Origin of the sequence: Nocardia sp. NPDC057353 (genome assembly GCF_042667085.1) — a bacterium.
In the GTDB taxonomy this organism is placed as follows: domain Bacteria; phylum Actinomycetota; class Actinomycetes; order Mycobacteriales; family Mycobacteriaceae; genus Nocardia.
In genome coordinates this window covers 119403-133664 of the sequence record NZ_JBHVAK010000001.1, presented here as the reverse complement: position 1 = coordinate 133664, position 14262 = coordinate 119403, and the positions used below count along the sequence as shown (strand labels likewise).

The 14262-nt window shown below is 74.4% G+C and carries 9 protein-coding genes; 4 read left to right on the top strand and 5 right to left on the bottom strand.

Annotation, left to right across the window (positions count from 1 at the left end; all coding sequences use genetic code 11):
* Positions 1 to 10: 10 nt before the first annotated feature.
* The 3 genes from ACFUUZ_RS00680 to ACFUUZ_RS00670 all read left to right on the top strand — a co-directional run bounded on the left by ACFUUZ_RS00680 (position 11) and on the right by ACFUUZ_RS00670 (position 6882).
* Entirely contained in the window at positions 11 to 469 is a 459-nt protein-coding gene (locus tag ACFUUZ_RS00680; RefSeq protein ID WP_378690748.1) for a hypothetical protein, read from the top strand.
* The gene (locus ACFUUZ_RS00675) at positions 466 to 1101 is read left to right on the top strand and encodes a hypothetical protein (protein ID WP_378690746.1); all 636 of its coding nucleotides are present in this window, start codon (positions 466 to 468) and stop codon (positions 1099 to 1101) included. Before ACFUUZ_RS00680 ends, ACFUUZ_RS00675 begins: the two co-directional genes overlap by 4 nt.
* Before the next feature lie 318 nt (positions 1102 to 1419).
* Positions 1420 to 6882, top strand: coding sequence for a carboxyl transferase domain-containing protein (locus ACFUUZ_RS00670; RefSeq protein ID WP_378690744.1), 5463 nt, complete (start codon positions 1420 to 1422; stop codon positions 6880 to 6882).
* 54 nt (positions 6883 to 6936) lie between these two features.
* Here the strand turns inward: ACFUUZ_RS00670 and ACFUUZ_RS00665 are convergent, their stop codons facing one another.
* Positions 6937 to 8199 (bottom strand): KasA/KasB family beta-ketoacyl-ACP synthase, encoded by a 1263-nt coding sequence (locus ACFUUZ_RS00665; RefSeq protein ID WP_378690741.1) that lies wholly within the window; start codon positions 8197 to 8199, stop codon positions 6937 to 6939.
* A gap of 111 nt (positions 8200 to 8310) precedes the next feature.
* Here ACFUUZ_RS00665 and ACFUUZ_RS00660 point away from each other — a divergent pair, with 111 nt between their 5' ends.
* A complete protein-coding gene (locus tag ACFUUZ_RS00660) occupies positions 8311 to 8883 on the top strand; it encodes an NAD-dependent epimerase/dehydratase family protein (RefSeq protein WP_378690738.1) in 573 nt (190 codons plus the stop codon).
* Here the strand turns inward: ACFUUZ_RS00660 and ACFUUZ_RS00655 are convergent.
* From ACFUUZ_RS00655 to ACFUUZ_RS00640, 4 genes are all read right to left on the bottom strand, one after another.
* Complete coding sequence (locus ACFUUZ_RS00655) at positions 8876 to 9517, bottom strand: MspA family porin (RefSeq protein WP_378690735.1); 642 nt, start codon at positions 9515 to 9517, stop codon at positions 8876 to 8878. The two genes, ACFUUZ_RS00660 and ACFUUZ_RS00655, sit on opposite strands and share 8 nt — an antisense overlap.
* A 377-nt stretch (positions 9518 to 9894) precedes the next feature.
* A complete protein-coding gene (locus ACFUUZ_RS00650; RefSeq protein WP_378690733.1) occupies positions 9895 to 11595 on the bottom strand; it encodes an ABC transporter ATP-binding protein in 1701 nt (566 codons plus the stop codon).
* Complete coding sequence (locus ACFUUZ_RS00645; RefSeq protein WP_378690730.1) at positions 11592 to 13289, bottom strand: ABC transporter ATP-binding protein; 1698 nt, start codon at positions 13287 to 13289, stop codon at positions 11592 to 11594. The genes ACFUUZ_RS00650 and ACFUUZ_RS00645 overlap by 4 nt, the downstream gene beginning before the upstream one ends.
* Positions 13286 to 14182 (bottom strand): alpha/beta hydrolase, encoded by an 897-nt coding sequence (locus tag ACFUUZ_RS00640; RefSeq protein ID WP_378690728.1) that lies wholly within the window; start codon positions 14180 to 14182, stop codon positions 13286 to 13288. Before ACFUUZ_RS00640 ends, ACFUUZ_RS00645 begins: the two co-directional genes overlap by 4 nt.
* Between the last annotated feature and the right edge of the window lie 80 nt (positions 14183 to 14262).

Sequence of the window (14262 nt, the reverse complement as noted above, 5' to 3'; positions counted from 1 at the left end):
AGGAGGAGCCATGCCCGAGGTGATCGGCGCCGCCGCGGTCCGCGCCCGGCTGCGGGAGTACCTGGCGGAGGTGCTCGGCGCCCTGCCCGCGGGCTCGGCGCTGGTGCTGCGCCACCCCGACCTGCCGAACGCCGAATTCCACGGCGGGGTCACGCTGCCCTGGAACGACAGCGATCCCGGCGATGCCACGGCGTTCGTCGACATCGCGTACTGGGTGCTCGGCCCCGACCTCGATGCCGCCGACGCCTGCTTCGATGGGGTCCTGCGCGGCTGGCGGGAGCGCGGGCTGACGCCGGTGCGCGACCGGGACGCCCGGCCGCGCACCGGTGCCGTCGCCACCCCCGACGGCTACCGGCTCGCGATCCGGCAGGGCGTGCGCGGGCACCTCAGCGTCGCGGGCTCGACCCCGCCTTTCCCCGCGGATCCCGGCGCGGCCGAACCGTTCCCGGACCGGATCGATCCCGCATGACGCCCCCCGACGAACCAGCGAGGCGGCGGCTGGAGGAGGCGGCCGAGGTGCTGCGCGCCGACCTGCTCGCGCTCGCCGCCGAACTGGCCCCTGGACATCCGCCGGGGCTCACCGTGCTCCCGGAACCGGCCGTGCTGGAGTGGCGGGAACCGCTGCGCTACCACTACCGGGCCACCCTGCACGTCCCCGCCGCGCTCCCGCGCGCCGCCGAACTCCTCGCGGCGGGCGGCTGGGAGCTCACCGGAACCGACGACGGACTGGTCGCCGAGCGCGCCGGGTTCCGGCTGCGGATCCGCTCGCACGGCCGGGACGGCCTCTCGATCGGCGGCGACACCCCCGGGTTCGTGCTCTTCCCAGCGACCGAGTGGTCCCGGCCGGAGCCGGTGGTGACGGCGGAGACGCTGCGCTCGGGGTACCTGCTCTGCTACGAGTGCGACGGGCTCGGCGCCTGCCCGGAGTGTTTCGGCCGCGGCTGGATCCTGGACGCCGGGCAGCGCCGGACCAGGTGCGTGGAGTGCCACGGCGCGCGCACCTGCCCCGTTTGCGCGGGCGCGGGGCAGCTCGCCATCGCGGAGCTGAGCAGCGCGGCGCGGGCGCAGTACCCGGCGCTGGACCGCCCCGCGGAGAGCTGAGCCGCCCGCGCCGCACTTCGCCATCGGGGCCGGTGCGATCGACAGCACCGATCGGCCGCCGATCCGCCCCTCCACCCCGGGTACGGTGCCGGTGAGAAGAAGAGCGTCGACACGCGGTGCAGCCGGCGCCGTTTGTGGCCGAATTGCCGCGTGCCTACGCTGCGAAAGTCTCGTTTTGACGATGACCAGAGCACCGTACGCACGGGTAACCGCAGATCGGGGTGCGGTTACGGCACCGTAGGGTGCACACTGGGCGCACTCGGGAGGCGCGTCCCCCTCGCCCACCGTACCGATCTCAGGAGAGGAAGGATTCGTCGAGTGTTCAGCCGCATCGCCATCGTGAACCGGGGCGAGGCCGCCATGCGCCTCATCCACGCCGTCCGGGACCTGGCCGCGGAGACGGCGGTACCCATCGAGACCGTCGCTCTGTATACCGATGTCGACCGGAACGCGACGTTCGTGCGCGAAGCCGATATCGCCTACGACCTCGGACCGGCCGCTGCCCGCCCCTACCTGGACCTCAAGGTCCTCGAGCAGGCGCTCCGCGCCACCGGGGCGGATGCCGCCTGGGTCGGCTGGGGCTTCGTGGCCGAGGACCCGGCCTTCGCCGAGCTGTGTGACCAGATCGGCATCACCTTCATCGGCCCGAACGCCGACGCCATGCGCCAACTCGGCGACAAGATCGGCGCCAAGCTGATCGCCGAGGAGGTCGGCGTCCCGGTGGCGCCGTGGAGCCGCGGCGCGGTCGACTCGGTCGAGGCGGCGATCGCCGCCGCCGAGCAGATCGGCTACCCGCTGATGCTCAAGGCGACCGCCGGTGGCGGCGGGCGCGGCATCCGGGTCATCACCAACGAGGCCGAGCTGGTCGACGCCTACGAGCGCACCAGGCAGGAGGCCGCGCGCGCCTTCGGCAGCGGCGTCGTCTTCCTGGAGCGCCTGGTCACCGGCGCCCGGCACGTCGAGGTGCAGGTCATCGCCGACGGCCAGGGCACGGCGTGGGCGCTCGGCGTGCGCGACTGCTCGGTGCAGCGGCGCAACCAGAAGATCATCGAGGAGTCGGCCTCGCCGGTGCTCTCGGCCGAGCAGGCCGCCGAGCTCAAGTCCTCGGCCGAGCGGCTCGCCGTCCGGGTGGGGTACCGGGGCGCGGCGACCGTCGAGTTCCTGTACCACCCGGGCGACCGGCTCTTCGCCTTCCTCGAGGTGAACACCCGGCTCCAGGTGGAGCACCCGATCACCGAGACCACCACCGGCTTCGACCTGGTCCGCGCGCAGCTGCACGTGGCCTCCGGCGGCAAGCTGGAGGGCACCCCGCCCGCCGAGCGCGGCCACGCCATCGAGGCGCGGCTGAACGCCGAGGACCCGGATCGCGACTTCGCGCCCGCCCCCGGCCGGATCGCCCGCCTCGACCTGCCCGCGGGCCCCGGCATCCGGGTCGACACCGGCGTCAGCGAGGGCGACACCATCCCCGCCGACTTCGACTCCATGATCGCCAAGATCATCGCCTACGGCAGCGACCGCGAGCAGGCGCTCGGCAGGCTGCGCCGGGCCATGCAGCAGACCCGCGTCGTGATCGAGGGCGGCGCCACCAACAAGAGCTTCGTACTGGACCTGCTGGCCCAGCCCGAGGTGATCGACGCCAGCGCCGACACCGGCTGGATCGACCGGGTGCGCACCGAGGGCCGCCTGGTCTCGCACCGGCACTCCACCGTCGCCGTCGCGGCCGCCGCGATCGACGCCTACGAGGAGGAGGAGCGGGTCGAGCGCGACCGGCTGCTCTCCACCGCCGCGGGCGGGCGCCCGCAGGTCCAGCACCAGAGCGGCCGCCCGCACGATCTCGAGCTGCGCGGCGTCGCCTACCGGGTGCGGGTCGCGCGGATCGGCGCGCACCGCTTCCGGGTCGGCGTCGAGGCCGGTGACGACCTGCGCACCGCCGACGTCGATCTGGAGCGCTTCGACCACCACACCGGCCAGATCGTGGTCAACGGCACCCGCTACCGGCTCACCACCGGCACGCACGGCCCCGTGCACCTGGTCGACGTCGACGGCGTCACGCACCGGATCAGCCGGGCCGAGGGCGGCATCGTCCGCTCCCCCGCGCCCGCGCTGGTCGTCGCGACCCCGCTGCAGGTCGGCGACGAGGTCGAGGCGGGCGCCCCGGTGCTGGTGCTGGAGTCCATGAAGATGGAGACGGTGCTGCGCGCGCCGTTCCGGGCCCGGCTCAAGGAGTCATCGGTCAGCGTCGGCACCCAGGTCGAGACCGGCGCGCCGCTGCTGCGGCTGGAGCCGCTCGCCGAGGAGGGCGACGAGGCCGAGGCCGTCGAGGAGCAGACCGTCGAGCTCGACCTGCCCGCGCAGCCGGTCCCGGCCGCGCCGCACGAGCGGGTCGGCCGCGGGCTGCAGGATCTGCGCAGCCTGCTGCTCGGCTTCGACGTCGACCCGCACGACGACCGCCGCGTGCTCGCCGAGTACCTCACCGCCCGCCGCGCCGCGGTCGCCGACAACCGGCGCCCGCTGTCGGAGGAGGTCGAGCTCATCGACGTCTTCGCCGACATCGCCGAGCTCGGGCACAACCGGTCCTGGGAGGAGGACGGCGGCGGGCACAGCCACGTGCACAGCGCCCGCGAGTACTTCCACACCTACATGCAGAGCCTGGACGTCGAGCGCGCCGGGCTGCCCGAGCCGTACCGGGTCAAGCTGGCCAAGGCGCTCGGCCACTACGGCGTCGCCGAGCTGGACCGCACGCCGGACCTGGAGGCCGCGGTCTTCCGCATCTTCCTGGCCCAGCAGCGCCCGGCCGACACCGTCGAGGTGGTCACCGCGCTGCTGCGCGAGTGGCTGGCCGAGCCCACCCCGGAGCGCGCGCTGCGCGAGCCGGTCGGGCTGGCGCTGGAGCGGCTGGTCGGCGCCACCCAGGTGCGCTTCCCGGTCATCGCCGACCTGGCCCGCGGCCTGGTCTACTCCTGGTACGGCCAGCCGCTGCTGCGCCGCAACCGCGCCGAGGTCTACACCGAGGTGCGCAAGCACCTGCGGCACCTGGACGCCGACCCGGCCGCCGCCGACCGCGCCGACCGGATCGCCGAGATGGTGCGCAGCACCGAGCCGCTGGTCCGGCTGCTCGGCCAGCGGCTGGTCCGCGGCGATCTGGACAACACCGTCATGCTCGAGGTGCTGACCAGGCGCTACTACGGCAACAAGGGGCTCACCGGGGTCCGCACCGAGCAGGCGGGCGGCAGCACCTTCGTGGTCGCCGAGCGCAAGGGGCTCAGCCTGGTCTCGGCGGCGGTGCGGTTCGACGCGCTGGACGCCGCGCTGGCCGGGCTCACCGAGCTCGCGGGCGGCGCCGCCTCCATCGAGGCCGACGTCTACCTGAGCTGGGAGGGGCAGCCGGAGGACTTCGACGCCACCGCCGCCGTCCTGCAGGACGTGCTCTCCCGGCGGGCGCTGCCGAACCAGGTGCACCGGATCACCCTCACCGTCGCGGGCAGCGGCGGTGCGGTCATGCACCACCACTTCACGTTCCGCCCGTCGGCCACCGGCATGACCGAGGAACGGCTCATCCGCGGCCTGCACCCTTACATCGCGCAGCGCATGCAGATGACCAGGCTGCGCAAGTTCGACCTGACCCGCCAGCCCTCCTCCGACGAGGAGGTGTACCTGTTCCGCTGCGTGGCCAAGGAGAACCCGGCCGACGAGCGGCTGGTCGCCTTCACCCAGGTGCGCGACCTCACCGCGCTGCGCGACCACGACGGCAGGCTGCTCGCGCTGCCCACCGTGGAGAACACCGTGGCCGCCTGCCTGGACTCGATCCGCAGGGCGCACGCGCTGCGCCGTTCGGCGTCGAAGTTCAACACCAACCGGATCGTCATGTACATCTGGCCGCCGGTCGACCTGACCAGGGCCGAGTTCGACACCATCGTCGAGCGCATCCAGCCCACCGCGGCGGGCGCCGGGATCGAGGAGATCCTGGTCATCGCGCGGCACCGGTCGGCGAAGACCGGCGAGCTGGTCAAGGTCGCGGTGCAGATCGGCTTCGACCAGACCGGCACCACCGTCAGCATCGGCGAGCGCACCGACGAGGCGGTCGAGCCGCTGGACGAGTACCGGCAGAAGGTGCTGCGCGCCGCGAGCCGCAACACCGTCTACCCGTACGAGCTCACCGGGCTGCTCGGCGAGTTCGCCGAGTACGACCTGGACGCCGCGCACGCGCTGGTCCCGGTCGAGCGCCCGAAGGGCCGCAACAGGGCCGCCATCGTGGCGGGCGTGGTCAGCACCAGGACCGAGCAGCACCCGGACGGCGTGACCCGCGTGGTCCTGCTCGGCGACCCGACCAAGTCGCTGGGTGCGCTCTCCGAGCCGGAGTGCCGCCGGGTGATCGCGGCGCTGGACCTGGCCGAGCAGCTGCGGGTGCCGCTGGAGTGGTACGCGCTCTCCTCCGGCGCGCGGATCTCGATGGACTCCGGCACCGAGAACATGGACTGGGTGGCGGCCGCGCTCAAGCGGATCGTCGAGTTCACCCAGGACGGCGGCGAGATCAACATCGTGGTCGCGGGCATCAACGTCGGCGCGCAGCCGTACTGGAACGCCGAGGCCACGATGCTCATGCACACCAAGGGCGTGCTGATCATGACGCCGGACTCGGCCATGGTGCTCACCGGCAAGCAGTCGCTGGACTTCTCCGGCGGCGTCTCGGCCGAGGACAACTTCGGCATCGGCGGCTACGACCGGGTCATGGGCCCGAACGGCCAGGCGCAGTACTGGGCGCCGAACCTGACCGCCGCCCGCGACATCCTGATGGCGCACTACGAGCACACCTACATCGCGCCGGGCGAGCAGTCCCCGCGGCGGGTGCCGACGACCGACCCGATCGGCCGCGACATCTCCGATTTCCCGCACACCGCGGCGGACAGCGACTTCGCGACCGTCGGCGAGATCTTCTCGGCGGCCAAGAACCCGGATCGCAAGAAGCCGTTCGACATCCGCACCGTCATGCGGGCCCTCGCCGACCAGGACCACGAGGTGCTGGAGCGCTGGGCGGGCATGGCCGACGCCGAGACCTCGGTGGTGCAGGACGCGCGGATCGGCGGCATCCCGGTGTGCCTGATCGGCATCGAGTCGCACGGCGTGCCGCGGCGCGGCTTCCCGTCCACCGACGGGCCGGACACCTACACCGCGGGCACGCTGTTCCCGCGGTCGTCCAAGAAGACCGCGCGGGCGATCAACGCGGCCAGCGGCAACCGGCCGCTGGTGGTGCTGGCCAACCTCTCCGGCTTCGACGGCTCCCCGGAGTCCATGCGCAAGCTGCAGCTGGAGTACGGCGCCGAGATCGGCAGGGCCATCGTCAACTTCGACGGCCCGATCGTCTTCACCGTGATCTCCCGTTACCACGGCGGCGCGTTCGTGGTGTTCTCCAAGACGCTGAACCCGAACATGACGGTGCTGGCGCTGGAGGGCTCCTTCGCCTCCGTGCTCGGCGGCGCCCCCGCCGCGGCGGTGGTGTTCTCGCACGAGGTGAACAAGCGCACCGCCGCCGATTCCCGGGTGCGCGAGCGCGAGGAGCAGCTCGGCGCGCTCGCGGGCACCGAGCGCGCCGCGCTCGCCGCCGAGCTGGACGAGACCCGCTCCTCGGTGCGCGCCGAGAAGCTGGGTGAGGTGGCCTCGGAGTTCGACGGGGTGCACAGCATCCAGCGCGCGGTGCAGGTCGGCTCGGTCGACGCCATCATCTCCGCCGCCGAGCTGCGGCCGAAGATCATCGAGGCGATCGAGGCCAAGCTGAACGGCTGACCCGCCGACGCCGAGGGCCGCCCGCTGACTCCAGCGGGCGGCCCTCGGTCGTTCTCAGGCCCGGCCGAAGACCAGGGCCGTGTTGTGCCCGCCGAACCCGAACGAGTTGTTCACCGCGTAGTCGAAGCGGCCGCGGCGCGGCGCGCCCGCGACGACGTCCAGGTCGATCGCCGGGTCCTGGTGCTCCAGGTTCAGCGTCGGCGGGATGATCTCGTCGCGCAGGCTGAACACGGTCAGCACCGACTCCAGGGCGCCGGAGGCGCCGATCGAGTGGCCGAGCGCCGATTTCGGCGCGTACACCGCGGGGTGCGTGCCCACCGCGCGCGCGATCGCCGCCGCCTCCGCGGTGTCCCCGATCGGGGTAGCGGTGGCGTGCGCGTTCACGTGCCCGATGTCGGACCCGGCGAGCCCGGCCCGGCGCAGCGCCCTGGTGATGGCGCGCGCCGCGCCCGCGCCCTCCGGGTCGGGGGCGACCAGGTGGAAGCCGTCCGAGGTGACGCCCGCACCGAGCAGCCGCGCCAGGATCGTGGCCCCGCGCGCGCGGGCGTGCGCCTCGGTCTCCAGGACCAGCAGCGCCCCGGCCTCGCCGAAGACGAAACCGTCCCGGTCGGCGTCGAACGGCCGGGAGGCCGCCGCCGGGTCGTCGTTGCGGGTGCTCATGGCCCGCATCATGGAGAAGGCCGCGATCGGCACCGGGTCGATGTACCCCTCGACGCCGCCGGTGACGACGATGTCGGCATCGCCCATGGCGATCATCTGCCAGGCGTTGGCGATCGCCTCCGACCCGGACGAGCAGGCCGACACCGGCGTCACCACCCCCGCCCGCGCCTTCAGCTCCAGCCCGACCACCGCGGACGGCCCGTTCGGCATCATCATCTGCACCGCCAGCGGCGAGACCTTGCGATACCCGTGCTGCTCCAGCGCGTCCCGCGCGGCGACCACCGCGTCGCCGCCGCCCTGCCCCGTGCCGATGGCCACCGCCAGCCGGTCGAGATCCACCTCGGGGCTGCCCGCGGCCGCCCACACCTGCCTGCCGAGCACCGTCGCCAGCTGCTCCACGTAGGCCAGCCTGCGCAGCTCCACCCGGGAGAGCTGGGTCTCCGGCGGCACCTTGAGCGAACCGCCGATCCGCACCGGCAGCTCGTGCTCGGCCAGCCACGGCCGGTCCAGCTCGGTGATCCCGGATTCGCCCGCGAGCAGCCTGCTCCAGGTCTCGTCCGCGGTGCCCGCCAGCGAGGTCGTCGCCGCCACCGCGGTGACGACCACGTCCGGCCAGCTGCCGTCCGCGGCGAACGGATTGCGTACCGTCACAGTCAACTCCCCTTCTCCCACCCGACCCCCGCCACCCTACGGACGCCCACGCGCGGCGCGCACCCTCCGCGCACCGGTCGGCGCATCCGGTATGCGGCGGAGTTCTAGGGTGGGGCGATGCGCATCTTCCTCGCCGGGGCCACCGGCGTGCTCGGCATCCGGCTGCTCCCGCTGCTGATCGCGGCCGGGCACGAGGTCGCAGGCACCACCCGGTCGGCGGCGCGCACCGCGCCGATCGCGGCGGCGGGTGCCGAGCCGGTGGTGGTCGACGTCTACGACGCGGCCGCGCTCGCCGCCGCGGTCGCCGGGTTCCACCCGGACCTGGTGCTACACCAGCTCACCGACCTGCCGGACGCCGCCGCCGACCTCCCGGCGAGCGCGGCGGCCAACGACCGGATGCGCACCGAGGGCACCGCCAATCTGGTTGCCGCCGCGGGGCAGGCCCGGGTTATGGCCCAGAGCATCGCCTGGACCCCGGCGGGGCGGGCGGCGGTGATCGCCGGGCACGAGCGGGCGGTGCTCGAGGCCGGCGGCGTGGTGCTGCGGTACGGGCAGCTCTACGGGCCGGGCACCTACTACGAGGCCGAGCCGCCCGCGCACCCGCGGATCCACGTGGACGAGGCCGCGGCGCGCACCGCCGCGCTGCTCGCCGCCCCGTCCGGGATCGTGCTGCTCACCGAGGTCAGTTGACCTCGTAGGGCTTGCCGAGGGTGGTGACCGAGTCGCCGGTGTCGCTGACCACGGTCACGTACGGCTGCACGGTCGCGGTGCCGATCACGCCGGTGACGGTGCCGACCGAGTTGGTGAGCCGGACGCTCCCCTCGCTGCCGGTGATCCGCCCGCTGACCGCCTCGATCTGCCGCACGCCCGGACCGAAGCCGGTCTCGATCTCACCGGTGACGGTCGGGACCAGGTCGACGTCGAGCTTGGGGCCGGGGATGCCGTTGTCGGTCTCGATGCCGACCCGCGGCGAGGTGTAGCCGAAGCGGATCCGGCCGTCGACGGTGGCCGGGAAGCCGACCAGGTACCCGATCTTGATGGTGCCCGCGAACTCGTCGGCCGCGTCGCCCTCGACGGTGAACTCGGCGGTCACGTCGTGGAACCACTGCCGGGTGAGCGGGTTGCGGTCCAGCGGCGGCACCCCGCGGATGACGGTGTCGGCCTGGATGGCGCTGATCGTGCGGTCCTTGCCGTCGATCACCCGGTCGGTGCTGTCCACCTCGGCCGAGGCGGTGCCCGCCCCGAAGGTCATGGCCAGCGCCGCGGCGGTGCCCGCGGCGAGCAGCCCGGCCCGGTGGGTGGAGTTCGCGGTGACTCGTGTCATGAGTTGTCGTATCCGTTCTTCGTCGTGCGCGGTGCGGTGACCGAGGCGGCAGCGCCGAGCCGGCTTGCCCGGAGTTCGCGGAGTGCGATCACCACAGGCAGCGTGCCGAAATCCGGCCGTCCGCGCACGCCGCACCGGCCCGAACGGGGCTCGGAAACGGTGCGCGCGACCACGCGGTGCGCCGGGCGATCACCCTTCCACAGGAGCGGAACCCGCGCTCGCCGGGTGATTGCCGAACGCTTTCGTTCACCCAGGTCGGGCCCGCCGGGCCGGCGTAAGGAGTAAATCGGAGACCCGTGTTTCAGATCATGGGGGCGGGGTCTGCGTTTCCGGGCCGAGCCGGTGCGGTGTGAGCCGGGCCACGGTGTGACGGCGGTCTATGTTCCGGCCACCGCCCAGAAGTCGGCGTAGCGTCCGCCGAGCCGCAGCAACTCGTCGTGGCTGCCCTGCTCCGCGATCCGGCCGCCGTCGAGGAACACGATGTGGTCGGCCGTGCGCACGGTGTCGAGCCGGTGCGCCACCGTCACCACGGTGCGCCCCGCCGCCAAGCGTTCGATGCCCGCGTGCACGGCGGACTCGTTCTCCGCGTCGAGCGCCGCGGACACCTCGTCGAGCAGCACGACGGGGGCGTCCTTCAGCAGGGCGCGCGCGATGGAGACGCGCTGCCGCTCGCCGCCGGAGAGCCGGGCGCCGCCCGGGCCGACCCGGGTCGACCAGCCGCCGGGCAGCCGCGCCACCACCGCGTCGACCCTGGCCGCGCGGGCGGCGGCCCGCACCTCGGCGTCGGTGGCGCCGGGGCGGCCGACCCGCACGTTCTGCTCCAGCGTGCCGTCGAACAGGTACACGTCCTGGAAGACGACGGCGAACTGCGCGGCCAGCGTCTCCGCGGCAACGTCGCGCAGATCCGCCCCGCCGATCCGGATCGCGCCCGCGTCGACGTCGTGGAAGCGGGCCAGCAGGTGCAGCAGCGTGCTCTTGCCCGCTCCGGACGGGCCGACGATCGCGAGCCGCCCGCCCTGCGGGACGGTGAGCGAGACGTCGTCCAGCACGGTGTGCCCGTCGTACCGGAAGGTGACGTGCTCGACGGCGAGCGCGTGCCCGGCCGGGGTGCGCGGCCGGGCGGGCTCCGGCAGCGGCGGCGTGCGCAGCACGGCGTCGAGCGCGTTCAGCACGGTGCGGGCGCCGCGCAGCTTGCTGCCGAGTTCGGCGAGCGAGAGCAGCGGCTCCGCGCAGCGGGCGGCGAGCACCAGCGCCACCAGCAGGTCGGCCGCGCCGAGCGTGCCGTCGAGGGCGAGGTGGACGCCGAGGGCGAGCAGCGCGGTGAAGACGGCCTGCACGGCGAGCGCCGTCCCTGCGACGGCGGGCAGCGCGGCCCCGGCTGCCCGGCGCCCGCCCGCGGCGATCTCGCGCAGCGCGGCGTCGAGCAGGTCGAAACCCGCGCCGGTGCGGCCCGCGGTGCGCAGGATCGGTTGCGCGTGCAGATATTCGGCGATCCGGTCGGCGGCGGCCTGGTCGCGCGCGAGGCGCTCGGCGTCGGCGGCGGTCTCGGCGCGATCGGTGCCGATCCGCACCGCGGCGAGCAGCGGGGCGGCGGCCGCGGCGGCGAGCCCGAGCCGCCAGTCGACGACGGCGAGGGTCACCAGGACGGTCAGCGGGGTGACGATCGCGAAGACCAGCGGCCCGAGCAGGTGGGCGACCACGCTCATCGCCTGCAGCACACCGGGACCGGCCAGCACCGACACCTCGCCGACCCGGCCGCGGCCGTACCAGCCCAGCGGCAGTCGGGCGAGGTGGTCACCGAAGCGGTGGTACAGGCCGCGCAGCATGGTGGCGCCGACCTTGAATCCGGAGAGGTCCGCGGCGTACCGCAGCACCGCGTACCCGGCGACCGCGGCGGCGAGGGCGAGCACCCACGGCCCGGCATCGCCGGGCCGGTCGCCGAACAGCGCCCGCAGCAGCGGGACCAGCAGCGCGCAGACGGCGCCCTCCGCGACCGCGGCGAGCAGCACCAGGGCGAGGGTGCGGCGCAGCGGCCCGGCGTAGCCGGGGCCGAGCACCCGGAGCAGGGTTCGGATCATCGGAGCTCCTCCACGGCAACGGCTTCGAGGGTGTCGCGGGACGCGATGCGCCCGTCCGCCAGCGCGACGACGGTGTCCGCCGCGGCCACGGTCTCCGGCCGGTGCGCGATCACCAGGACGGTGCGCGCCCCCGACCTTGCCGCCAGCACGTCCCGCACGGCCCGCTCGGTGCGCGGGTCGGCGAAGGCGGTCGCCTCGTCGAGCACCAGCACCGGAGCATCGGCGAGCAGGGCGCGGGCGAGCGCGAGCCGCTGCGCCTCCCCGCCGGAGAGCTGCGCCTCCGCGCCGAGCACGGTGTCGTAGCCGCGCGGCAGCGCCAGGATCCGCCGGTGCAGCCGGGCCGCCGCGGCGGCCCGCTCGATCGCGGCGCGGGAGGCGTCCGGCACGGCGAGCGCGATGTTCTCGGCCACCGAGGCGCGCAGCACGCGCACGTCCTGGAAGACGAAGGACACCCGCCGGTACAGCTCGGCGCTGCCGAGGTCGCGCAGCCCGACGCCGCCGAGGGTGATGGTCCCGGCGGTGGGCTCGAGGAAGCGCGCGAGCAGCTGCACCAGCGTCGATTTGCCGCTGCCCGATGGACCGGTGACGGCGGTGACGGTCCCGGGCTCCAGCACCAGGTCGACGCCGCGCAGCACCTCGTGCTCCGGTTCGTAGCCGAACCGGACGCCGCGCAGCTCGATCCGGTTGTCCGCGGGCAGGCTCGACCGGTCCGGCTCGGGCAGCGGCGGCACCGCGAGCACCGCCCTGATCCGGTCCAGCGCGCGGCCCGCGGCGGTCAGGTCATCGAAGCCGTGCCCGAGCGCGGCGACCGGCGCGGTGAGCCCGATCCCGAGCAGCAGGAACGGCAGGATGTCGGCCGGTGCCATGCTGCCGTTCGCGACGAACGCGGCCCCGCCCGCCAGCACGGTCAGCAGCACCACCGGCGGCGCCAGCGCCAGCTGCATCCCGGCGGCGACGGCGGCGACGGCGCGCACCCAGCGCAGGAAGACCGCGACGAAGGCGTCGGCGGCGTCGGTGAACCGGCGGTGCGCACGCCCGGCGCCGCCGAAGGTCTTGACCACGGCGATGCCGCGCACGAACTCGACCACGGCGTCGGCGATCCGCCCGAGCGCGGCGTCGAATTCGGCCTGCTCGCGGGTGCGGGCGGGGGTCATCAGCAGCGGCACCAGCGCGACCGCGGCGAACACCGGGATCAGGGTGATCAGGGTGAGGCGCCAGTCCACCGCGAACAGGTAGCTCAGCGAGATCAGCGGAACCACGAAGGCGGAGACCAGTTCGGCGGGCGCGTGCGCGGTGACCGGGTGCAGCGCGGCCACGTCCGGGCCGACCACCTGCGCGGGTTCGTTCGAACGCCGGTCGGCGAACCAGCCGAGCGGCACCCGGCCCAGGTGGACGGCGAGCGCGCGGCGCAGCTCCAGCTGCACGCGGAGGTCGAGCAGGTGGGCAACGGCCGACGACGCGGCGGTGGCGGCGAGCCGCACCAGGAGTCCGGCCGCGCCGAGCAGGACGAGCGATCGGAGGTGCCCGGCGTCGGCGGGGCCGGGAGCGAGCAGCGCGCGGCCGATCTCGGCCACCGCGAGCAGCGGCGCCAGCCCGGCCACCGCGGCGACGATCCGGAGCAGCACCACCGCGGCGAAGGCCGGGAGGTGTGGGCGCAGGACGAGCTCCGGGCTGCCCGCCGCGGCGACGGTCACCCCGCCACCGCCCGGCGCAGCGCGGCCGCGAGTTCGGCGTTCTGCCGCTGCGACACCTCGGCGGAGAGGATCGCCTGCGATCCGTGGAAGGTGCCGGGGTACTGGTGCAGCTCGACCGGCACCCCGGCCCGAAGCAGCCGCGCCGCGTAGTCGATGTCCTCGTCCCGGTTCGGGCAGAACTCGGCGGTGGCGATGTAGGCGGGCGGCAGGCCCGCGAGCTCGGTGGCGCGGGCGGGCGCGGCGTAGGCGGTAGCGGTGGCGCCGCCCAGGTAGTGGCTCCACATCTGGGCGATCTTGGCCCTGGTCACGAACGGGGTGTCGGTGAAGGTCCGCGCCGACCACGTCTGCTGCCGGTCGTCGAGCCCCGGCTGGTTGAGCAGCTGGAAGCAGGGGGCGGGGCCGCCCTCGTCCCGCGCCCGCAGTGCCGCGGCGGCCGCGATCCCGGCGCCGGAGCTGTGCCCGCCGATCGCGATGCGGCCCGGGTCGACGCCGAGTTCGGCGGCGTTCGCCGCGGCCCAGTTCAGCACCAGGCGCACGTCGTCGTGGGCGGCCGGGAAGGGATGCTCCGGCGCGAGCCGGTAGGCCACCGAGATCACCAGCGCGCCGGAGTCGGCGGAAAGCCGGGTGGCCCACGGGTGTTCGGTGTCCAGGTCGCCCATGACGAAGCCGCCCCCGTGCAGCCAGACGATGGCGCCGCGGGCATCCCGCGGGCGGTAGAGCCGCACCGGCACCGACGGGTCGCCCGGCACCGCGCGGTCCTCGATCACCATGTCGGCGGGCGGCTCGACCGGGATCGCGGCGGCGAGCGCGGCGAGCTGGGCCCGCGCGGTGGCCGGATCGCTCAGGTCGGAGGGTGGGAAGAGCGGGAGGAAGGGTTCCAGTTCGGGGTCCATGCATTCATGGTCGCGGCCGGAGGGCCGCGGAACAGCCGCCATCCGTCGCGCGCTCCCGGCCGCGCGGGCGACGATCGGCG

Excerpts from the sequence above, each read along its gene's own strand:
- ACFUUZ_RS00680 (WP_378690748.1), top strand. The coding sequence starts at position 11 with ATGCCCGAGGTGATCGGCGCCGCCGCGGTCCGCGCCCGGCTGCGGGAG.
- ACFUUZ_RS00650 (WP_378690733.1), bottom strand. The coding sequence starts at position 11,595 with ATGATCCGAACCCTGCTCCGGGTGCTCGGCCCCGGCTACGCCGGGCCG.
- ACFUUZ_RS00675 (WP_378690746.1), top strand. The coding sequence starts at position 466 with ATGACGCCCCCCGACGAACCAGCGAGGCGGCGGCTGGAGGAGGCGGCC.
- ACFUUZ_RS00660 (WP_378690738.1), top strand. The coding sequence starts at position 8,311 with ATGCGCATCTTCCTCGCCGGGGCCACCGGCGTGCTCGGCATCCGGCTG.
- ACFUUZ_RS00655 (WP_378690735.1), bottom strand. The coding sequence starts at position 9,517 with ATGACACGAGTCACCGCGAACTCCACCCACCGGGCCGGGCTGCTCGCC.
- ACFUUZ_RS00640 (WP_378690728.1), bottom strand. The coding sequence starts at position 14,182 with ATGGACCCCGAACTGGAACCCTTCCTCCCGCTCTTCCCACCCTCCGAC.